This is a genomic window from Kitasatospora purpeofusca, assembly GCF_034043715.1.
GTDB classification, from domain to species: domain Bacteria; phylum Actinomycetota; class Actinomycetes; order Streptomycetales; family Streptomycetaceae; genus Kitasatospora; species Kitasatospora purpeofusca_A.
The window spans coordinates 63,589-84,764 of the sequence record NZ_JAXCLC010000036.1 but is presented as its reverse complement, the minus strand read 5'-3'; the positions used below and the strand labels follow the sequence as shown (position 1 = coordinate 84,764).

The following is a 21,176-nucleotide window of genomic DNA, read 5'->3' as shown; positions in this document are numbered from 1 at the left end:
GCGGGGGCGACCAACCCCCCCCCCACCACCCCGGCGGCAACAACGGAAACGCCCCACACCGAGCGGGAAGTCGGCCAGGTCGACCTCCCGCGGCGGGCAGGCAAGCGGGGGAAGAGACTCGGCAGGGGCGCGGAGATGGTGCAGGAAGTCGGCGATATCGACTCCCCACACCACACCGGCACCGTCCCGGGTCACACCCAGCGGGGCGGCGGCATCGCTGCACCATCGGCGAGGAACGGGAGTGGGAAGTCGGCCTCACCGACCTCCCATGGGGGCGCACACCTGTGACAACACCGGAAGCACCGCACGCGACGTGGGAAGTCGGCAGCACCAACCGCCCATAGGAGGCAGGCCAGAGGCGGGGGCCGGTGGTGGTGCAGGGAGTCGGCGAGGTCAACTCCCTGTGCCACCAGCCCGGCGGTAGCAACGGGAACGCCGCACACCGGGTGGGAAGTCGGCCGGGTCGACTTCCCGCTCCGGAGCAGTCACCGTGCCGGATCACTCGGGGTGGCGCAGGAAGTCGGCGATGTCGACTCCCCGCACCACACCGGCACCGTCCCGGGTCACACGCAGCGGGGCGGTGACATCGCTGCACCGTCGGCGAGGAACGGGAGTGGGAGATCGGCCTCGCCGACTTCCCACTCGACGGCAGGCCGGGTCCCCTGGGTCGGGGGTGAGGATCGGGGTGCGCAGGAAGTCGGCGGAGTCGACTTCCTGCGGCGGATGGAGAGGAGCGCCGGGTAGGGGGCACAGGAAGTCGGCGGGGGGCGGCTTCCGGCGGTGGGGAGGGCCAGGGGGTGTGGGTGGGGATGGTGAGGAGGAGGGTGTCGGTTGTCGGTGTCTAGGGTGCGGACTTCGAAGTGGTCGATGGTGGCGGGTGGGAGGGCGGTACCGCCGGTGGAGTGGACGGTGGCGGGGACGCTCCAGGTGGTCACCGTCTGCCTGACGCCCGCGTCGGAGACGGCGATCAGGTCGCAGGTGATCGGGCCGGGGACGCCGGAGAGTTCGAGGGTGACCCGGCTGCCCCAGGGCCCCGGTCGCGGGGTCCGTCCCGGTGAACCGGTGGGCGGCGGCCGCGGCGACCACCGCGGGCGGGGAGTCGGCGGTGATGACCGCGGCGGTGACCGCGGGTCCGGCCAGTGCCACGGCGGCCACCGCGACGACCAGTGCCAGCCGCCGGACCCGGGTCCGGCCGCGGCAGGGGGTCGGCCGGGTCGCCGTCGGCCGCGTACTCGGCCAGCAGCGTTCCGACGGGGGTGAGTTCGGCCGGCTGCCGGGTGCACTGCGGGCAGCCCGCGACCAGACGGGCGTCGAAGGCGGCGCGTTCGGCCGGGTCCAGCACACCGAGGACGTAGCTGGGCGACGTCGAGGTGCACGGACCGCTCGGGGCCGATGCCGTTGACGGTGACCGCCGTGCCGTCGGCCGCGGCGGGCGGCCAGAGGGTGGCGCAGTCGCCGGCGCTGGTGGCGGTCGGCGGTGTGGCGCTGTCCTTGTCGAAGCGGTAGAGGGTGAAGCCCGCGCTGTCGGTGACCACGCAGGGTGGCGGCGGACAGCCCGGCGGCGGCGAGCACGGCGAGGCACCCGGGCCCGCGAACGGAACCGGCCGGGCCTTCGGCACGGGTACGGCGGGATGTTGCGCATGGTGGCCGCTCCCCGGTCGGCGGTTGGGCACGTCGGTGCCTGACACCCTCCGGTACGGGCCGGGGCCCGCTTCCGCTCGACGAACCGCGCGGTAGGGTCCGCGGAATAGCGCGGGGACAGCAGCCGTTGTGCGGGGCAGATGGCCTTCACCGCCACCACCGGAAGGGCAGGAATCGCGAGATGAGCAGCACGGTCGAGCTGACCAAGGAGAACTTCGACGAGATCGTCCCCGGTGAGGGCGGCAAGGATTTCGTCCTCATCGACTTCTGGGCGGGCTGGTGCGGCCCGTGCCGGCAGTTCGCGCCGGTCTACGAGAAGGCCGCCGAGCGCCACCAGGACCTCGTGTTCGCCAAGGTCGACACCGAGGCGCAGCAGGAGCTCGCCGCGGCGTTCGGGATCCAGTCGATCCCGACGCTGGCGATCATCCGGGAGGGCGTGCTCGTCTTCTCCCAGGCCGGGGCGCTGCCCGAGCCGGTGTTCGAGGACCTGATCGGCCAGGCCAGGAAGCTGGACATGGAAGAGGTCAAGCGGCAGGTGGCGTCGGAGCAGAACGGCGCTCCGAAGGCCTGACGTCCGGTCGCCCGTGCGGCGGGCTCCGGGGTGGTTCCTCCGCCCCGGAGCCCGCCGCCGCGCTTTGGGGCGGGTTGGCGAACGGGTTGGCGAACACGAGGTCCGGGGGACACTCACTCGTCGGCCGGTCCGTCCTCCGTCCAGGCGGCGAGGCGGGCGGCCAGCGCGCGGACCTCGTCGCGCAGGGCGGCGGGGCGGCGGACGGTGAAGGGCCAGCCGAGACCGGCGAGCAGCACGGCCATGCCGTCGAGGCGCTCGGCCCGGGCGCGGAACAGCACCCTGCCGTCCTCGGTCGCTGTGACCGTGCCGACGGTGGGCGGGATGCGGTGGCGGGCCTCGTCCAGGCCGGTGGTCAGGACGACCTCGATCTCGTGCTGCCACGGCACCGAGGCGAGCGATTCCAGGACCCGCCGCACCGGGTCGACGTCCGCGGGCGGTTCGAAACCGGCCTCACCCGGGTGGACGGAGCGGATCCGGTCCAGCCGGAAGGTCCGCTGCTCGCCGCTGCGGTGGTCCAGTCCCGTGGTGTACCAGCGGCCCGAGTGGACGACCAGCCCGTACGGGTCGAACTCGCGCTCGCTGGGTGTGCCGGCGCGGTCCCGGTAGTCGAGCCGGACCCGGCGGTTCCGGCGCGCGGCCTCGGCGAGCGTGAACAGCGCCGAGGCGGCCGGGCTGGGGCCGGTGGCGGGCGCGGCGGTCAGTCCGAGGGTTTGCTCGACGGCCGCGACCCGGTCGCGCAGCGCCGGCGGCAGCACCCGCTGGATCTTGGCGAGGGCCGACTCCCCGGCCTGCTCCCCCACCGACAGCCCGGACCGGCGGCCGGCCAGCAGACCGAGCACCACCGAGGCGGCCTCGTCCCCGGTGAGCATCAGCGGCGGCAGCCGGTAGCCGGGCAGCAGCCGGTAGCCGCCGTAGCGGCCGCGTTCGGCCCGGACGGGGATGCCGAGTTCGGCGAGCCGGGCCGCGTAGCGGCGCACGGTGCGGACGTCGACCTCCAGCCGCTCGGCGATCTCGGCGCCGGTGAGGCCGGGGCGGGCCTGGAGCAGTTCGAGGAGGGCGAGGATGCGGCTGACCGGGTGCTCCACGGTGTTCCGCTCCTGTTCGCGTTCGGCCGGACGGTCGGCGGGCCGGGTAGACGGCGACGCGGGCGGCGAGGCGGGCAGCGACGCGGGCGGCCGGGTGGTCGAACCGGCGGCAAATCCGGTCGAGTTCTGTCCGGATGCCATTCTAGGGTCGGAGTCACGGCGGGCGGCCCGGGTGACGGTGAGGACCGGGACCGGGGCCACCGCAGGCATTCCAGGAAAGGACCGTCCCATCATGAGCACTTTCGTACTCGTCCCCGGTTTCTGGCTCGGCGGCTGGGCCTGGGAGGCGGTGGCCGAACCCCTGCGCGCCGCGGGCCACACCGTGCACGCGGTGACGCTGCCCGGGCTCGCCGAACGGGCCGGCGAGGCCACGCCGGAGACCGGCGCGGAGGCCCAGATCGCCGACCTCACCGAACTGTTGGTCCGCGAGGACCTCCGCGACGTGGTCCTGGTGGCGCACAGCGGCGGCACCATCGCCGTGTCCGGCGCGGCCGACCGGGTGCCGGACCGGATCCGGCGGGTGGTCTACCTCGACTCCGGCCCGCTCGCCGACGGTGTCGCGATCGCGGACCTCTGGGACCCGGCCTACCGCGCCACGCTGGAGGCCACGCTGGTGGACGGCCGGTGGCTGCCGCTGCCGTCCTGGGAGGTGCTGGCCTCCGACGGCGCCTCCGTGGAGGGGATCGACGAAGCCGGGCTGGCGCGGTTCCGCGAGCGGGCGACGGCCCAGCCGGCCGGGACGCTCTACGAGCCGGTGCGGCTCGCCGGCGGGGCGGACAAGCTGCCGAAGGCCCTGATCTCCTGCTCGATCCCGCTGGCACAGGTCCGGGAGATGATCGCCGCCGGGCACCCGTACTTCGCGGCGCTCGGCGGGGCGGAGTGGGAACTGCGCGAGGTGCTGACCGGGCACTGGCCGATGTTCTCCCGGCCTGCCGAAACGGCGGCGGCGCTCGCCGAGTTGGCGGAGCTCGGGTAGACGGCACCCGGTGGACGCCGCACCGTGCCGCCGCGCGGTGCGGCGGCCAGCGGGATGTGAAGGGGTTGCTGAGGCCGGCGCTTCGCCCGCGTGTTCGGCTGCGCCGGGCGGTCCGGTCGGCGCAGGATGGGCACGGCACGACGCACGACAGCACGACAGCACCGATTCAGAGCAACGAGGAGCACGTATGACCTCCCCCCAGTCCCCCGCCCCCGAGGAGTTCGACGTCATCGTGATCGGCGCGGGCCCCACCGGCGAGAACGTCGCCGACCGGACGGCCGCCGCCGGGCTGCGCACGGTGATCGTGGAGAGCGAACTGGTCGGCGGCGAGTGCTCGTACTGGGCCTGTATGCCGAGCAAGGCGCTGCTGCGCCCGGTCGCCGCGCTGGCCGACGCCCGCGCGGTGGCCGGTTCCCGGGAGGCGGTCGGCGGCGGTGCGCTGGACGCGGCCGCGGTGCTCGCCCGGCGCGACTCGTTCGCCTCGCACTGGCAGGACGACGGCCAGGTGCAGTGGCTCCGTGACACCGGCATCGAACTGGTCCGGGGCCACGGCCGACTGGCCGGCGAACGACAGGTGACGGTCGAGTCGGAGGACGGCGCGGAGCGGCTGCTGGTGGCCCGGCACGCCGTCGCGATCTGCACCGGGAGCCGCCCGGTGCTGCCGCACGACGTGCCCGGACTGGCCGACGCCCGGCCGTGGACCAACCGCGAGGCGACCGGCTCGCCCACCGTCCCCCGGCGGCTGGCCGTCGTGGGCGGCGGGGTGGTGGGCGTGGAACTCGCCACCGCCTGGCGGGCGCTCGGCTCGGAGGTGGTGCTGCTGGTCCGCGGCTCCGCGTTGCTGCCCCGGACGGAGCCGTTCGCCGGCGAGCTGGTCGCGGACGGTCTGCGGGACCTCGGGGTGGACCTCCGGTTCGGGACGGAGGTGACGGCGCTGGAGCGGCGGTCTGTGAGCGGGCCTGACAGGGCTGACAGGGCTGACGGGTCTGACGGTGCCGAGGGGCCTGACGGTGCCGACCCGGCCGAGGACCGTTCCGAGGTCACGCTCACCCTGGGCGACGGCGGGCGGCTGACCGTGGACGAGGTGCTGTACGCCACCGGGCGTGCCCCCCGCACGGCCGACGTCGGCCTGGAGCAGGTCGGTCTGCACCCCGGCGACTGGCTCGGGGTGGACGACAGCTGCACCGTGCTCGGCGTCGACGGCGCGTGGCTGTACGCCGCCGGGGACGTCAACCACCGGGCGCTGCTCACCCATCAGGGCAAGTACCAGGCGCGCATCACCGGCGCGGCGATCGTCGCCCGCGCCCAGGCCCGCCCGCTGGACACCGAACGCTGGGGCGCGCACGCCGCGTCCGCGGACAGCGCCGGCGCGCCCCAGGTCGTCTTCACACAACCGGAGGTCGCCGCCGTCGGCCTGACCCTCGACGCCGCCGAACGGGCCGGGCTGCGGGTCAAGGCGATCGACCACGACCTCGGCGCGGTCGCCGGGGCCTCGCTCTACGGCGACGACTACCGCGGCCGGGCCCGGGTCGTCTTCGACCTGGACCGGGAGGTGCTGGTCGGCGCGACCTTCGTCGGCCCCGGTGTCTCCGAGCTGCTGCACTCGGCGACGATCGCGGTGGTCGGCGAGGTGCCCATCGACCGGCTGTGGCACGCGGTGCCCGCCTACCCGACGATCAGCGAGGTCTGGCTGCGGCTGCTGGAAGGCTGCCGGGGCTGACGACAGCTGGTGGCCGACGGTGCGGCACCCGGGCGCCCCGGGCGCCGCGCCGTCGGGTCGGGGCATTACCCGGCGGCCGTCCGCCTCGGCGCGGCGAGATGTGGCGGGCCCCCGGCGGCGGGACACTGGGCCGGGGAGGGTGTCCGCGGGGGCCGTTTCGCCGACCAGGTGGTGTGTGGCAATGACCGAGGTGCTGTTGGCCGTCGGAACCGAGAAGGGCCTCTTTCTCGGCCGCAGTCGTGACCGGCTGGACTGGGAGTTCAGCGGGCCGCACTTCCCGATGAACGCGATCTACTCCGTCGCCCTGGACCGCCGCGGCGGTCGCACCAGGCTGCTGGTGGGCGCCGACAGCAGCCACTGGGGCCCGTCGGTGTGGCGCTCGGACGACCTCGGCGCGAGCTGGTTCGAGCCGTCCACCCCGGCCATCCGCTTCCCCGAGCACACCGGCGCCTCGCTGACCCGGGTCTGGCAGCTCCAGCCGGCCGGGCCCGAGGCCCCCGACGTGGTCTACGCGGGCACCGAACCCGCCGCGCTGTTCCGCTCCACGGACGGCGGCGAGACCTTCGCCCTGGTCGAGTCGCTGTGGGACCACCCGCAGCGCACCGAGTGGGGCGCCGGCTACGGGGGCCAGGGCCTGCACACCGTCCTGTGCGACCCCCGCGACCCGGAACGGCTGCTGGTCGCCGTGTCCAGCGGCGGCGTCTACCGCAGCAAGGACGGCGGCGGCAGCTGGGAACCCTCCAACACCGGCCTGCGGGCCGAGTTCCTGCCGGAGGAGAACCAGTACCCCGAGTTCGGCCAGTGCGTGCACAAGATCGCCAGGGACGCCGTGAACCCGGACCGGCTCTACCTCCAGAACCACGGCGGCGTCTACCGCAGCGACGACGGCGGCGCGAGCTGGCGGTCGATCGCCGACGGCCTGCCCGCCGACTTCGGCTTCGCGATCGCCGCCCACCCGCACCGTGCCGACACCGCGTACGTGTTCCCGCTCGGCGGCGCCGACGACCGGATTCCGCCCGGCCGCCGCTGCCGGGTCTTCCGCACCGACGACGCCGGCGACAGCTGGCGGGCGCTCACCGAGGGCCTGCCCGGCGAGGACCACTACGGCGTTGTGCTGCGGGACGCGCTGCGCACCGACGACCTCGCACCGGCCGGCATCTACTTCGGCACCCGGACCGGCGAGGTCTACGCCAGCGGCGACGAGGGCGCGCACTGGTCACCGGTGCTCTCCCACCTGCCGGACGTCCTCTGCGTCCGCGCAGCGGTGATCGCGGACTGAGCGGGACGGGGGCCGGCCGGCGGGTTGGGGGCGGGCGGGTTCGGACCAGCGGGTTCGGGGGCGGGCGGGCTCAGGTGTCGTACTCGCCGTCCCAGGGCGCGTGGAAGCCGAGGCCGTCGGGGTAGAGCTCGGCCCAGTCGTCCTCCGTCGCGTCCTCGCCGTGCCGCTCGACGACCAGGCCGAAGCGGCAGCCGTCGACCAGCACCGCGAAGGGCGCGACGGCGATGTCCCCGAACTCCCGCTCCGGCAGCGCGTCCAGCCACTCCCGGAGCAGCTCCTCGGCGGCCTTCCCGGCACCGGTGTCGAACTCCTCCGGCGCTGCCTCGATCCGCGAGCCGAGGTGTCGCCCGCCCGGGTCGAACCGGTGCAGCACCGCGTACCACGCCCCGCCGTCGGGATCGGACGACCCCTCGGGGACGGCGTAGCAGACCGAGGCGAAGAACTGGCCGCCCCGGCAGCGGCCGACGGTGTCGGTGCGGTAGCCGGGCTCGTGGAGGATCGGGACGACCTCGGGGACGCTCATGCCGGGAAGGTTAAGTGCCGCCACCGACAATTCCGGCCACGTCCCGCCCGATCCGCCGTCCCGGCAGGCCGGTTGACCGGGAGTCGGTTGATGCCGGGCGGACCGTTCACCGAGCATGGCGGACGACGGGGCGTACCGAGGGGTGTGCCGACGCGCGAGGATCGGACGAACGGCGTGGCGCAGGCCGGGAGCGACTGGCAGTACGGGTACGGAGCCGACGGGGTCCCCCTGGTGCGGTTCGAACGGGGCGAACGGGAGGGCCGCCGCTGGGCGAACCGGCTGGAGGTGGTCGACCCGCGCGCCGATCCGGCCGCCCTGGCCGCCTTCGTACAAACGGAACTGGCGGGCTGGGTGGTCTCCGGCCCGGTCGGGCTCGGCGAGGAGCTGGTGCGCCGGGGGGCCGCGGTACTGCGCCACGGCCACACGATGCACCGGAAACTCACCGACGCTCCCCCGCCCGGGGGTTGGGCCGGCTGGGCTGCCACCCCGCTCCGGGACGGGTTCCGCGCCGTTCCCTGTGACCGGGGGGCCGAGGCGCTCGCGCCCGCCTCCCGGGCCGCCTTCGGCCCCGGCCATCCCGACCACCGCCCGGACGAGGGCCAGGGCGAGGGCCAGGACGAGCGGGCCTCGGTCCGGAGGATCGCCGAACTGCTCTCCGGGCAGGTGATAGGCCCGCCGCTGCCGGCCAGCACCCTGGTCGTGGATGGCACCGACCGGGTGGTGGCCGGTGCCGTCCTCACCGACTGGGACGGCCTGCCCTGGATCGCCCATGTGTTCCGCCACCCGGCGCACGGCTACCCCGGTCTCGGCCGCGACCTGCTGCGCCGGGTCGTCGCCGCCGTCGCCGACGGCGGCGCCGCCCGGATCGGACTGGCCGTGACGGAGGGCAACCGGGCCCGGCAGCTGTACGAGCGGCTGGGTTTCACGACGACGCACAGCTCGCTGACGGTCGTCGTCCTCTGAATCGCGCGAAGTCGCCCGCGCCGTCCTGGAACCGGCCTCAGGGGCGGGCCAGTTCCAGGACGGCTATCCCGGCCAGGACGGTCGCGCTCGCCGCCATCCGCAGCCGCCCGAGGCGCTCCCGGAAGACCACGGTGGCGATCAGCGCGGCGATCACGATGCTCGTCTCGCGCAGCGCCGCGACGGTGGTGAGGTCGCCCCGGGACTGTGCCCACACCACCAGCCCGTAGGCGGTCAGCGACAGCACCCCGCCGAGCAGCCCGAACGGCACCGCCGGACCGGCCCCGGCCAGCAGCCCCGGCCCGCGCCGCACCCGGGCGATCAGCGCGAGGACCGGCCCCTGGAGCAGGAACAGCCAGGCGACATAGCCGCCGACCGTCCCCGCGTGCCGGACGCCGGCGCCGTCGGACACCGTGTACGCGGCGATCATCACCCCGGTGCCGAGCGCCGCCGCGAGCGCGGGCAGCTGGGCCCGGCCCGGGATCCCCTTGGCGAAGGCCAGCCCGACCAGCCCGCAGGAGACGACGGCCACCCCGAGCAGTTCCCCGACGCCGGGCGACTCGCCGAGGAGCGCCACCGACAGCACCGCCACCAGCAGCGGCGCCGAACCGCGCGCGATCGGGTACATCTGCCCGAAGTCTCCCAGCTGGTAGGCGCGCAGGAGCAGCAGCTGGGACGCCACCTGCATCGCCACGGAGGCCAGCAGGTACGGCCAGGCGGCCGCCGCCGGGAACGGGTTGAGCAGCACCAGGACCACCGCGCACGCGGTGTACGCGAGGTTGATCAGGGCGAAGCCGACCAGCTTGTCCTCGATCCGGTGCGCCAGTCCGTTCCACACCGCGTGCAGGACGGCGGCGGTCAGAACGGCCACGGGAACGGCGGCGGCGGCCATGGCAGGGCTCCCCTCCAAAGGACGGATCGACGGATCGACGGGCCGGCGGAGTGCCGACCCTCGGAACACGATTCCACGTTACACTTGATCCATGGAAGAGCATTCCGAATTTTCTCCGCTGGAGTCCCAGCTGGCCGCGCACATCCGCGCCCGGCTGGGCGAACTGCGCGGCAGCGAGGAGCGGGTCGCCCAGGTGGTCCTCGCCCGGGGCGCCGACCTGGTCGGCCTGAGCGTGAGCGATGTCGCCGAGCTCGCGGGGACGGCGCCGTCCTCGGTGGTCCGCGCCTGCCAGCGGCTCGGCTTCCGGGGCTACCAGGAGCTGAAGATCGCGGCCGTCCGCCAGGCCCCGGCCCTGGTGCCGGACGCCTCCGACACCGGGGACCCGGCCGCCCGCGCCCTCGCCGACACCGTTCGCGCCGCCCGGGAGGCGCTCGACGGGATCGCCACCACGCTCGCCGTCGAGGAGCTGCGGGCGGCGGCCGGGGCGCTGAACGCCGCCGACCACGTCCTCGTCCTCGGCGAGGGGCTCTCCGGCGCGGTGGTCCTGGACGCGGCCTACCGGCTGCGCGCGCTGGGCCTGCGCACCGACGCCCCCGCCGACCCGAGCACCGCGCAGCTGGCCGCCGCCCAGCTGACCTCCGCCTCGGCCTGTCTGGCGGTCAGCCACACCGGGGCGACCCGCACCGTGGTCGACGCCGCCCGGCACGCCCGCGGCAACGGCGCCGCGGTGGTGGCGGTCACCAGCTACGCCCGCTCCCCGCTCGGCGAGGCCGCCACCCACACCCTGGTCGCCGGCGGCCAGGACCTGGTCTTCGGGCTGGAGACCACCGCCAGCCGGATCGCCCACCTGACGGTGGTGGACGCCTTGGCACTCACCCTGCTCGCCCTGCGCGGCGAACCGGCGGAGCAGGCCCTGCGCCGCTCCGCGGACGTCACGGCCGACCAGATGTACTGACGGCCCGACGCGGCATCCGGCCGGTGGAACGACGGCCGGGCCCGTCGGTGCCGGTGTGTAGGCTCGCGGGCATGGCAAGGGTGACGCGGGACGACGTGGCGAGGACGGCGGGGACGTCGACAGCGGTCGTGAGTTATGTGATCAACGACGGGCCTCGGCCGGTGGCGGCCGCGACCCGGGCCCGGGTGCTCGCCGCCGTCGAGGAGCTGGGCTACCGGCCCAACCGCGTCGCACAGGCCATGGCACGGCGGCGGACCGACCTGATCGGCATGGTCGTGCCGGACGCCCGGCAGCCCTTCTTCGCCGAACTCGCGCACACCGTGGAGCGGGCCGCCGCCGAGCGCGGGCGGCTGCTGCTGATCGGCAACTCCGACTACGCCGACGAGCGCGAGGCCCACTACATCCGCGCCTTCCTGGGTATGCAGGTGGACGGCCTGATCCTGGTCACGCAGGACCCGTCCGCCCCCGGCGTCGCCCGGGCGGACGCCACGGACGGGACACCGGTGGTGCTGCTGCACCACCGCGCCGAGACCGAGCACGGGATCGCGGTGGTCGCGGACGACGAGGGCGGGGCGCGGGAGGTCGTCCGCCATCTGCTCGGGCACGGCCACGCCACGGTGCACTGCTTCGGCGGCACCTTCTCGCTCAGCCCGAGCGACCCGGTCACCGTCCGCACCGCCGGCTGGGCCGCCGCGCTCGCCGGGGCCGGGCTCACCACCGAGGGCCGACTGGTCGACGCGCCCTTCGACCGCGTCCGCGCGCACCGGGAGGCGCTCGCGCTGCTGGCGCGCGCCGACCGGCCGACGGCCGTGTTCTGCGCGACCGACGATCAGGCGATCGGCCTGTTGCGGGCCGCCGACGACCTCGGCCTCCGGGTGCCGGAGGACATCGCGGTGGCCGGGTTCGACGACATCGCGGAGGCCGTGATCGCCGGCCCGCCGCTGACCAGCGTGGCCACCGCGCAGGAGGAGATGGCGCGCGCCGCCGTCGACCTGGTGCTCGGTGTGCGCGCCGACGGGGAGCCGGCGCCCGCCGCCGGCGCCCGGATGTTCCCGGCCCGGATGGTGGTCCGGCGGTCCTGCGGCTGCACCGGATCCTGAGCCGGGGCCCGGCCTCGGGCCCCGACCGTGGCTCTACGCGCCGTCCGGAGCGGTGGGCGGACCGGCCATGAGGTGCAGGTTCTCGTGGCCGTCGGGCGCCAGCACCCGGTCGTGGTTGAACGCGGAGATACCGGCCCAGAACGCGCCCCGTTCGAACATCGCCTTCTCGTAGCCCTCGACGGCGGCGTCTAGGGCCGCCGCGGTCGAAGCCTCCCAGCGGGCCGGTGGAGCGAGAACGGGGGCCACCGCGAGCGCGAGTTCGGCGGCGTCCCACATCGCGAGGTTGACGCCCTGCCCCGCGAACGGGGACATCAGGTGCGCCGCGTCCCCGACCAGGGTGACGCCCGGGCGGCGCGACCAGCGCAGGCCGACCGGCAGCATCTCCAGTGGCTGGGCGCGCAGGGTGTCGTCGCAGGCGGCCAGGGCGTCCCGGAACTCCGGTGCCCAGTCGGTGAAGTGCCGGGCGACGGCGGCGCGGGTGCCCGCCGGGTCGTGCGCGGAGAGGTCGGCCACCCGCAGCCAGTCCTCGGGGCTGCGGAAGAAGGCGTAGACGCGGATCCGGCCGTCACTGTTGCGCTGGAGGACCAGGCCCTTGTTGTCGTGGAACGCGAACAGGCTGCCGTTGCCCACGGCGGCGGCGGCCCCGGGGGCGGTCCGGTCCGCGTCGGGGATGCCCAGTTCGACCAGGCTGACGCCGGTGTAGTGCGGCTCCACCGGGGTGAGCAGCGGACGGACCCGGGAGTGCGCGCCCTCGGCGCCGACCAGCAGGTCGCAGAGCTCGACGGCGCCGTTGTCGAAGTGCAGCCGGTGCCGGCCGTCGCCGAGCGGCTCGGCGCGGTCGAGGCGGTGGCCCCAGCGGAGGGCGGTGGGGGCGAGCGAGTCCAGCAGCAGGCCGCGCAGGTCTCCCCGGTCGATCTCCGGGCTCTCCCCCGGATCGGCCCCGCCGGGCGCACCGGATCCGCCGGCGGCGCCAGGAGGGCCCGGCGCGCCGGCGGCGTCCGGAGCGGGCCCGCCGCCGAAGCCGCGGGGGGCGGCGCCGTGCTTGTCGACGACGCGGAACTCCGCGCCCTCGGGCCTGGCCTTCGCCCAGAACTCCTCGGTCAGGCGCGCCTCCTGGACGGCGCGCCGGCCGGTGTCGCCGTGCAGGTCGAGGGTCCCGCCCTGGCCGCGGACGTCCCGGTCGGGCTCGCGCTCGTACACCGTGGCGGCGACGCCGTGGACCTGGAGGATCCGGGCGAGGGTGAGGCCGGCGGGGCCGCCGCCGATGACGGCGACCCTCGCGACCCTCGCGGTCCTATCGGTCGTACCGGTCGTGCCGGTCGTGCCGGTCATCGCGGTAGTGCCGGTCGCACCGGTCGTGCCGGTCCTTGCTGTCGTTCCGGTCATGCTGCGCAGTTCTCCTTCTGGGACGGGGGAGACCGCAATCGGCCGTGACGCCGTCCCAGTCTGCTGGGCCGGGCGCGCGGGCAGAAGACCGTAATCGGACGGCGCCGGACCGTTCAGACCCCGGCGCGGGTGAGCCGACGCAGGACGACGGTCACCACCAGGGCGGTGAGCACCAGCAGCAGACCGGCCTCGACGAGCTGGATCGGCACGAGGTGCGAGACCGGGTGGTACTGGCCCCAGGAGGTCGGCGCCTGATTGCAGACACTCGCCGACGCGACGCACTCGTCGTTCATCATCCGGGTGCCGTCCGCGAGCACCACGCCGTGCTCCACCAGCCAGGCGTCGGCGGGCTGGACGAAGCCGCCCATCGTGGTGTGGTACGGCTGCTCCTCCTCGACCAGCGGCCACAGGAACGGCCGCCAGGCGACCATCACGGCCTGGGCGAGTGCCACCACCACCCCGCTGACCAGCACCGCGGCGACGGTGCGCCGCAGCAGCTGCCCCACCAGCACGCCCAGGGCCAGGCCGAACAGCGACCAGGCGACCGGGACGACGCCCAGCGCCGGGTAGGTGAAGCCCTGGAACGGGGGGTCGAAGGCCGCCGGGCGGTGGAAGATGTCCGACCACCACACCCAACTGGTCAGCGCGGCCAGCACGGCGGTCGCCACCAGGACGGTCGCGCCGGGGACGGCGAGCCGGGTCAGCAGCCAGCGGCGCGGGCTGACGGACTGCGTCAGGACCAGCCGGACGGTGCCGCGTTCGTACTCCTGGGCGAGCAGCGGCCCGCCGAGGAACATGCCGATCAGCACCGGGACGGCGGTGGCGGCGGGCTGGACGATGTCGGTGAACATCCGGTCCAGCATCTCGACCCGGCCGAGCTGGATCCGGCACTCGATCCGCTCCCAGGACGCCGGGGTGTAGCAGGAGGTCTGCTGCATCAACTCGAGCCGGTCCTGGAGCAGGACGTGCATGGCGACCAGCGCGGCCGATACGACGACGAGCAGGATCGCCACCGACCGGATCGCGGGCCGGTTCTGGTGCAGGACCAGCCACAGCGCGCCGCTCGGCCCGCGCCTGCGGCGGGCCGGGGCGGAGCCGCCGTTCGCGGCCGGCGGGGCGGCCGGGCCGGACGGGGTCGCCGGACCGGACAGGGTGCTGGTGCTCATGCGGCGGCCTCGCGATCGGGGGCGGTGGCGGGCGGGGGCAGCGGGGTGCGGAGGTAGGCCAGCAGCAGCTCCTCCAGACTCGGCCGGACCGACTCCCACGGCCCGTCGACCGGTTCGCCGGTGTGCAGCAGCGCGGTGACCTGACGGCCCCGGACCCTCCGCTCCACGGCGGCCCCGGCGGGGAGTTCCGCCCCTTCGGCGATACCGGTGAGCAGCTGGTGGCTGTCGAGGATCTCCTCCGGGTCGCCGGACAGCCGGATCCGGCCCGACTGCACCAGCAGCAAGTGGTCCATGACTCCGTCGAGTTCGGGCAGGATGTGCGAGGAGACCAGGATCGTGGTGCCGCGCTCGGCGGCCTCGGCCATCAGGACGCCCATCAGTTCGTGGCGGGCGAGCGGGTCGAGGTCGGCCATCGGCTCGTCGAGCAGGAGCAGGTCGGCGCGCTTGCCGAGGGCGAGCGCGAGCGCGACCCGGGTGCGCTGGCCCCCGGAGAGCGAGCCGACGCGGGCGTCGAGCCTCAACTCCCCCATGTCGATCACCCGCTGGGCCGCCTCCTCGTCCCAGCCCGGGTTGAGTTCCCGCCCCAGGCGCAGGGTCCCCGCCACCGTGAAGGAGGGGTAGAGCGGCTTCTCCTGGGTGACGCAGGCGACCCTGGCCCGGGTCTCCGGGGTGCTCGACGCCTCGCCGAACACCCGCAACTCGCCCTCGGTGGGCTCGATCAGGCGCGCGGCCAGGGTGAGCAGGGTGCTCTTGCCGGCCCCGTTGGCGCCGACCACACCGCAGATCCGGCCGGCCGGGACGGTGAACCCGCAGTCGCGCAGCGCCCACCGGTCGCCCCGGTAGCGCTTGCCGAGTCCCACGGCCTCGATGGCCGGCGTCCCGTCGGGCGGCGTACCGTCCGCGGACGCCCCGCCCGTCGACACGCCGCCCAGCGGCCCGGATATCGCGTGCGTCGCCGCTGTCGCGTCTGTCATGCGGCCCCCACCCTCTCTGTTCTACGTGGCCGGATCCACGTCCTACGCGGCCGGATCCGTCGGCCCGGCGCTCTCGGCGGTACCGGTACTCCCGGTGGTCCCAGCAGTACCGGTACTCCCGGTGACGCCGGTCCGGAAGCGCTGCTCCAGCACGGAGGTCATCAGCGCGGAGACGTCCTCGCGGTCGAGTCCGGCCGTGCGGGCCTCGTCGACCCACTGCACCAGCCCCGCTCGCAGCGGTCCGTCGGCGGCCGCCTCGGGACGGGCGAGCGAACGCCGGACGAAGGTGCCGAGGCCGGGCCTGGGCTCGACCAGGCCCTCGCGTTCGAGTTCGCGATAGGCCTTCAGCACGGTGTTCGGGTTGATCGCGGTCTGTTCGACCACCTCCCGCGCGGTCGGCAGCTTGTCCCCGGGCTGGAGCACACCGAGTCGCAGCGCCTGCTTGGTCTGCTGCACGATCTGCTGGTAGGTGGAGACTCCGCTGCGCCGCTCGATGCGGTACTCGATCACACCCGCATCACCCTTTCACTAGTTCATTGGTGGAATGGTGGCGGACCGCTGCGCCTCGGTCAAGTCCGACCCCACCCCGGGGAACGTCCGGGAAGGCCCTACGGGCGGCCGAGCAGCCGCAGGTCACCGTCGTCCACGACCCGGCGGTAGCCGAGCCGCTCGTAGCGGTCGAGCATCCGGACGGTGTCGGCGATCGCGCAGGGCGCCTGCACGCTCGGGTCGGCCAGGTCGACGACCACCCACTCCGGGCCACCCCGCACCGCTCCGGCCGACGGGGTCCCGGTAGAAGGCGTCCCGGCAGAAGGCGTCCCGGCAGAAGGCATCCCGATAGAAGACGTCCCGGCCGACGGCATCCCGGCCGAAGGCGCCTCGGCCGACATCGGTACGGCCAACGGCGGCGACGGCTCACGGCACACCAGGCCGACCGTGGTCCGCCCGGCCAGTTGCGCGGCGAGACGGTTGGAAGCGGCGACGGTGGCGCCGTCGGGTATCCGGGCGAGCATCGCCCGGGCCCGCTCCAGCCGGGGCGAGGTCCCCCAGGCCCCGGGGGCGACGAGTTCGTGCAGCGGGTAGACCGGCAGCGTCACCAGGGCGACCAGGCCCGCCACCGCCAGTGCGCGGCGGGCCCGGCGGACGGCCGGCCGGTCCGGTCCGGCCTCCCGGCCCCGCGCGAGCACCCGGTCCGGTCCCGAGTAGGCCCCGGTCCGCCGCACGGCGTCCACCAGGGCTGCCAGCAGCAGCGGCATCAGCACCGCACTGTAGTGGTAACTCACGCCCCAATAATGCGAGTTGTCGGCAACCAGCCGCCAGCCGAGGGTGGGCAGGCAGAGCAGGACCAGCGGCGACCGCATCCCCAGGAAGCCGGCCGTCGCGGCGGCCACCCCGAGCAGCAGCCACTTCAGCGGCGGCCAGACCAGTCGGCCCGCGACCTCCCACGGGGCGCCCGCCGCCTCCCGGGTACCCATCTGGCCCCAGTAGTCGAAGCCCCCGTCCGGATTGAACGAGGGCAGCACCACCAGGACGGTCAGCGCGGTCGCGGCGAGCCCGAAGAGCGCCACCCCGAAGCCCAGCGCCCTGGTCCCGCTGCCCTTCCCCGCCCGGGCGAAGACCAGCGCGCCGAACACGGCCACGGTGAGCCCGAGGTCCTCCTTGACCAGGACCAGCGGCAGGGCCCAGAGCACTGCGGCGACCGGCCGGCCCCGGCCGAGCGCGGTGGCGGCGAAGGCCAGCAGCGGCACCGCGAACGCGATCTCGTGGAAGTCGTCGGCCACCGCCTCGACGATCCCCCAGGAGGCCCCGGTCAGGCAGCCGACCAGCACGGCAAGCCTCGGGCCGCCCACTTCGAAGGCCCACCGGGCGAGCGGCACCACGGCCAGAGCCATCAGCACCGCCTGCGCCAGCAGCAGCGTGACGGCGCTCGGGAACAGTCGGTACAGCGGGGCGAGGGTGGCGAGCAGCGGGTGGAAGTGATCGCCGAGCAGTTGGTAACCGGGGCCCTTGAGCAGCACCACCGGCGCCTCCCCGTGGGCGTAGGCACGCACGGCCTGCTCGAAGATGCCCAGGTCGTAGGCCTGGGTCAGCATCCGCCGGTGCCGGTTGACGGCGACGCAGGCGTAGAGCGCGGCGAACAGCCCGGCCAGCCCCCAGGACAGCGGCCGGGGCCGCCGGAGGGCATGGAGCATCCACATGAGTAAACCACCCTTTCACTACTCAATTAGTGAAAGGGTGGTGGAATCCCGGGGCGGCCGTCAACCCCGGCCGCCGCCGGGCGGGGGCTTTCCCGCCCCCGAGGCGGGGGCCAACCCCCCTACCGAAAAGGGGGTTCGTCCGGTTCTCCAACCCCCGGGCCGACCGTCAGACTTCCCGTCATGAGCCCAGAGCGCACAACGCTTGCCCCGCCCGCAATACCCGCAACACGCGCACCACGCGCCACACCCGCACCGGCCGCACCGGCCGGGCGGGAGCGGGAGGGCAGCGACTTCGCCCAGTTGGCCCGCCGGATCACCGAGGAGGGGCTGCTCGACCGGCGCCCCGGCTACTACACCGCGCGCATCGGCCTCACCCTCGCGGCGTTCGCCGGCGGCTGGTACGCCCTGTTCGCCCTGGGTGACACCTGGCTGCAACTCGCCCTGGCCGCCGGCATGTCCGTCGTCTTCACGCAACTCGGGCTACTCGCACACGATCTGGCGCACCGCCAGGTGTTCCGGGGACGGCGGGCCGGTGAGATCGGCGGGCGGATCGTCGCCAACCTGCTGATGGGCATGAGCTACGGCTGGTGGATGAACAAGCACACCCGGCACCACGCCAACCCCAACCACGAGGGCCGGGACCCGGACGTCTCCCCCGACATCGTGGTGTGGTCCCAGCAGCAGGCCCGGGAGGCCCACGGGGCCGCCCGGTTCATCGGCCGCCGACTGGCCTACCTCTTCGTCCCGTTGCTGTGCCTGGAGGGCCTCAACCTCAGCTGGAACAGCTTCCGCGCGCTGCGCCGCCCCGGCATGAAGCGCGCCCGACTGGAGGGCTCCCTGCTGGTCCTCCACTTCGCGGCCTACTTCGGGGTGGTCTTCGCCGCCCTCCCGGCCGGGAAGGCGATCGCCTTCCTCGCCGTCCACCAGGCGCTGCTGGGCGTCCTCCTGGGCTGCGTCTTCGCGCCCAACCACAAGGGCATGCTGATGGTGACCCCCGAGATGCGGCTGGACTTCCTCCGCCGCCAGGTGCTGACCTCGCGCAACGTCCGCGGCAACCCGGTGCTCGACACCCTGATGGGCGGCCTCAACTACCAGATCGAGCACCACCTCTTCCCCAGCATGCCGACCCCCGCACTCCCCCGGGCCGCCCGGATCACCCGCCGGTTCTGCGCGGAGAAGGGCATCCCGTACCACGAGACCGGGCTGCTCCGCTCCTACCGGGAGATCTTCACCCACCTCCACCGCACCGGCGAGCCGCTGCGCGTGGACCACTGACCCCGCCCGAGCACCGACGCTGCCCGAGCACCGACCCCGCCGGACCACCGACCCCGCCCGGGCACACCGGCGGGGCGCACCGGCGGGGCACTCCAGCGGGGGAACTCCGCTGCGGATCAGACGAGTTCGGCGGCCAGCAGGTCCATCAGCAGGTTGTCGTGCCAGGTGCCGTCGGAGCCGCGCTCGTACTGGCGCATCACCCCCACGGGGCGGAAGCCGACCTTCTCGTAGCAGCGGATCGCCGCCGTGTTGTCCGCCGCCGGGTCGATGATCAGCCGGTGGTAGTGGTGTTCGTCGACGAGGTGGCGGGCCAGCGTGCGGACGGCGTCGGTGCCGTGGCCGCGCCCGTGGTGGGCCGGGTCGAGGTAGATGTCCATCCCGGCGTGGCGGTACTCGTCGTCGTTCTCGGCATACCACTGGACCGCGCCGACGACCCGGCCCCCGACCTCGATCACGAAGGTCTCGGTGCCGGGCTCGGCGAGGTCGGTGGTGACGGCGTCGGCGAGGTCGTCACCACCGCGCCAGCGGGCGTAGACCTCGGGGGTGCGCCGGATGGCGACCAGGGCCGGGATGTCCTCGGCCGAGACCGGACGGAGTGTGACGTGCGCGCCGTGCAGATTCGTCCCCATAACAGCGGATGCTTCCATGGAACGCCGCATTCGGCGAGCGGTTATCGCTCTGCACGCACGCCGTCCCACCAGCCATGATTCGCCGCCGCGGGACGTCCGCCGCTCTTCGTCCTCGCCGTGCTCGCCCACCTCGCGTACCGCTCCGCCGGCGGCGCGGCCGTCCGCAGTGACCCGGAGCAGAACGCGGACGTGCGGTACGGCCGCGCGTCGCCCCCGTCGCCCCGCCTCACCCCGCCCGGTGGCGCGCACCCGGGTAACGGGCGGCGGGCCGCCGCCGGTCCGGGGGCCCGCCACCGAATCCCGTCGGGGGGTTACCCCCAGCAAGGACGGTGGTCCTCCCCAGCGCGCCGCAGGACCCGCCGCAGCGAAGATCAATTCAGCGAACGCCGAGGTCATCGGCGTTCCGTCGGGTCGAGGAGTGATCACAACGATGGCAGGCAACAAGCGGATCGGGCGGCGCGGACTGCTGGCGGCGACGGCGGCACTGGCCGCCGCCGCGGTGCTGGCCCCGGTGGCGGCGGTCGCCGCGCCGGTGCCCCCCGCGGCAGCCGCCGCGAGCGCGGACCCGACGCGGGCGCAGCGCTCGGCCGTGGTGCGCGCACTGGAGAGCGTCGCCCAGCCGCTGCGGACGACCGAACCGGGCGGCCGCACCGCGGACCTGCGGGCGTTGGGCGCGATGATCGGCGACGCCCGGGTGGTCGGCCTCGGCGAGGCCACCCACGGTTCGCACGAGTTCTTCGCGATGAAGCAGCGGCTGTTCCGCTACCTCGTCGAGGAGAAGGGCTTCACCACCTTCGCCCTGGAGACCAGCTGGAGCAGCGGCCTGCAGGTCGAGGAGTACATCCAGGGCGGCCCGGGCGACGCGCGGCAGGTGGTCAAGGACGCCCTGGGCGGCAGCCCGTGGGACCGCGAGGAGTTCGCCGACCTGATCGCCTGGATGCGCTCCCACAACCGGAGCCACCCGCGGAACCCGGTCCACTTCCTGGGCGACGACATCGGCGCCCCGCGGCTCGGCGACCGGATGTTCGAACGGGTCGCCTCCTACCTGCGCGAGGCCCGGCCGGACGCGCTCCCGCAGCTCGACGGGCTCTACGCCGGGCTGCGGCCGTTCGACGACGTCATGGCCTATCTGCGGAAGCCGGTCGCCGAGCGCCGGGAGAACGCCGCCAAGGCGCGGCAGGCCCTCGACCTGGTCACCGCGAGCGGTGCCGACGGGGACGCCCACGCGTGGGCCGTGCAGCACGCCCGGAACATCGCCGACACCTTCGACTTCGCCGCCCTGGACCTCGCCGACCCGGCCTCCGTCTCCGCCGCGGAGCAGCTGCGCGACCGGGCGATGGCGGACAACACCGCCTGGTGGGAGCGCCGCACCGGCGGCAAGGTGCTGCTGTCGGCGCACAACGGGCACGCCGGCTACCTGGCCACCGACACCTTCCTGTACCCCGAGCCACAGGGGTCGCACCTGCGCGACGCCTACGGCCGCGACTACGTGGCCGTCGGCTTCACCTTCGCCGGCGGCTCCTTCCTCACCAACGACGGGGTCCTGACCGACGACTGGAAGGCGGTAACCGTCCCGCCGGCCACGGCGGAGATGAACGAGCACACCCTCGACCGGGTCCGTTACCGGGACTACTACGTCGATCTGCGCACCGCCCCCCGGGCGGCCCGCGACTGGCTGAACGTCTCCCGCCCCACCTACGAGGCCGGGTCGGTCTACCGCACCGACCCCCGGCCGCAGCTGGCGATCGGCCGGGCGTACGACGTCCTGGTCCACCTGAACGAGGTCACCCAGGCCCGGATGTTCTGACCGCCCCGTTGTCACGCCCCCGGCGTCCCGGTCGCCCGC

Annotated in this window: 19 protein-coding genes; 9 read left to right on the top strand and 10 right to left on the bottom strand. The window is 74.5% G+C overall.

The window, feature by feature from the left end:
- Positions 1–563: 563 nt before the first annotated feature.
- Entirely contained in the window at positions 564–1,535 is a 972-nt protein-coding gene (locus tag SM793_RS20010) for a hypothetical protein (protein WP_320439590.1), read from the bottom strand.
- 287 nt (positions 1,536–1,822) lie between these two features.
- Between SM793_RS20010 and SM793_RS20005 the strand changes: the two genes are divergently transcribed.
- Positions 1,823–2,212 (top strand): thioredoxin family protein, encoded by a 390-nt coding sequence (locus SM793_RS20005; RefSeq protein WP_320439589.1) that lies wholly within the window; start codon positions 1,823–1,825, stop codon positions 2,210–2,212.
- Positions 2,213–2,325: 113 nt separating this feature from the next.
- Here the strand turns inward: SM793_RS20005 and SM793_RS20000 are convergent, their stop codons facing one another.
- Positions 2,326–3,297, bottom strand: coding sequence for a YafY family protein (locus SM793_RS20000; protein WP_320439588.1), 972 nt, complete (start codon positions 3,295–3,297; stop codon positions 2,326–2,328).
- 232 nt (positions 3,298–3,529) lie between these two features.
- On the opposite strand from SM793_RS20000, the gene SM793_RS19995 reads away from it, so the two are divergent.
- The 3 genes from SM793_RS19995 to SM793_RS19985 all read left to right on the top strand — a co-directional run bounded on the left by SM793_RS19995 (position 3,530) and on the right by SM793_RS19985 (position 7,272).
- Positions 3,530–4,273, top strand: coding sequence for an alpha/beta hydrolase (locus SM793_RS19995; protein ID WP_320439587.1), 744 nt, complete (start codon positions 3,530–3,532; stop codon positions 4,271–4,273).
- A gap of 187 nt (positions 4,274–4,460) precedes the next feature.
- Complete coding sequence (locus tag SM793_RS19990) at positions 4,461–5,993, top strand: NAD(P)/FAD-dependent oxidoreductase (protein ID WP_320439586.1); 1,533 nt, start codon at positions 4,461–4,463, stop codon at positions 5,991–5,993.
- A gap of 181 nt (positions 5,994–6,174) precedes the next feature.
- A complete protein-coding gene (locus SM793_RS19985) occupies positions 6,175–7,272 on the top strand; it encodes an exo-alpha-sialidase (RefSeq protein ID WP_320439585.1) in 1,098 nt (365 codons plus the stop codon).
- Between the two features lie 70 nt (positions 7,273–7,342).
- On the opposite strand, the gene SM793_RS19980 is transcribed toward SM793_RS19985, so the two are convergent.
- Complete coding sequence (locus tag SM793_RS19980) at positions 7,343–7,795, bottom strand: hypothetical protein (protein WP_320439584.1); 453 nt, start codon at positions 7,793–7,795, stop codon at positions 7,343–7,345.
- Positions 7,796–7,969: 174 nt separating this feature from the next.
- Here SM793_RS19980 and SM793_RS19975 point away from each other — a divergent pair, with 174 nt between their 5' ends.
- The gene (locus SM793_RS19975; protein WP_320439583.1) at positions 7,970–8,758 is read left to right on the top strand and encodes a GNAT family N-acetyltransferase; all 789 of its coding nucleotides are present in this window, start codon (positions 7,970–7,972) and stop codon (positions 8,756–8,758) included.
- A gap of 37 nt (positions 8,759–8,795) precedes the next feature.
- Here SM793_RS19975 and SM793_RS19970 read toward each other — a convergent pair whose 3' ends face one another.
- Positions 8,796–9,647: a DMT family transporter gene (locus SM793_RS19970; protein ID WP_320439582.1), complete on the bottom strand. Its 852-nt coding sequence runs from the start codon at positions 9,645–9,647 to the stop codon at positions 8,796–8,798.
- 91 nt (positions 9,648–9,738) lie between these two features.
- Here SM793_RS19970 and SM793_RS19965 point away from each other — a divergent pair, with 91 nt between their 5' ends.
- Together SM793_RS19965 and SM793_RS19960 are read left to right on the top strand one after the other, a co-directional pair.
- Complete coding sequence (locus tag SM793_RS19965; protein ID WP_320439581.1) at positions 9,739–10,602, top strand: MurR/RpiR family transcriptional regulator; 864 nt, start codon at positions 9,739–9,741, stop codon at positions 10,600–10,602.
- 71 nt (positions 10,603–10,673) lie between these two features.
- A complete protein-coding gene (locus SM793_RS19960; RefSeq protein WP_320439580.1) occupies positions 10,674–11,702 on the top strand; it encodes a LacI family DNA-binding transcriptional regulator in 1,029 nt (342 codons plus the stop codon).
- A 33-nt stretch (positions 11,703–11,735) separates the two neighbouring features.
- On the opposite strand, the gene SM793_RS19955 is transcribed toward SM793_RS19960, so the two are convergent.
- From SM793_RS19955 to SM793_RS19935, 5 genes are all read right to left on the bottom strand, one after another.
- Entirely contained in the window at positions 11,736–13,088 is a 1,353-nt protein-coding gene (locus SM793_RS19955) for an NAD(P)/FAD-dependent oxidoreductase (RefSeq protein ID WP_320439579.1), read from the bottom strand.
- Between the two features lie 113 nt (positions 13,089–13,201).
- Positions 13,202–14,254 carry an ABC transporter permease gene (locus SM793_RS19950; protein WP_320439578.1) on the bottom strand — a complete coding sequence of 351 codons (1,053 nt, stop codon included), beginning with the start codon at positions 14,252–14,254 and terminating at the stop codon, positions 13,202–13,204.
- Positions 14,251–15,228, bottom strand: a complete 978-nt coding sequence (locus tag SM793_RS19945; protein WP_320439577.1) for an ABC transporter ATP-binding protein — start codon at positions 15,226–15,228, stop codon at positions 14,251–14,253. Before SM793_RS19945 ends, SM793_RS19950 begins: the two co-directional genes overlap by 4 nt.
- Before the next feature lie 42 nt (positions 15,229–15,270).
- Positions 15,271–15,738 (bottom strand): GntR family transcriptional regulator, encoded by a 468-nt coding sequence (locus SM793_RS19940; protein WP_320439576.1) that lies wholly within the window; start codon positions 15,736–15,738, stop codon positions 15,271–15,273.
- Positions 15,739–15,836: 98 nt separating this feature from the next.
- Complete coding sequence (locus SM793_RS19935; RefSeq protein ID WP_320439575.1) at positions 15,837–17,420, bottom strand: DUF2079 domain-containing protein; 1,584 nt, start codon at positions 17,418–17,420, stop codon at positions 15,837–15,839.
- Between the two features lie 186 nt (positions 17,421–17,606).
- On the opposite strand from SM793_RS19935, the gene SM793_RS19930 reads away from it, so the two are divergent.
- Positions 17,607–18,701 (top strand): acyl-CoA desaturase, encoded by a 1,095-nt coding sequence (locus SM793_RS19930; protein WP_320439574.1) that lies wholly within the window; start codon positions 17,607–17,609, stop codon positions 18,699–18,701.
- A 116-nt stretch (positions 18,702–18,817) separates the two neighbouring features.
- On the opposite strand, the gene SM793_RS19925 is transcribed toward SM793_RS19930, so the two are convergent.
- Complete coding sequence (locus SM793_RS19925) at positions 18,818–19,330, bottom strand: GNAT family protein (protein ID WP_320439573.1); 513 nt, start codon at positions 19,328–19,330, stop codon at positions 18,818–18,820.
- Positions 19,331–19,760: 430 nt separating this feature from the next.
- Here SM793_RS19925 and SM793_RS19920 point away from each other — a divergent pair, with 430 nt between their 5' ends.
- Positions 19,761–21,137 carry an erythromycin esterase family protein gene (locus tag SM793_RS19920; protein WP_320439572.1) on the top strand — a complete coding sequence of 459 codons (1,377 nt, stop codon included), beginning with the start codon at positions 19,761–19,763 and terminating at the stop codon, positions 21,135–21,137.
- The last annotated feature ends 39 nt before the right edge of the window (positions 21,138–21,176 follow it).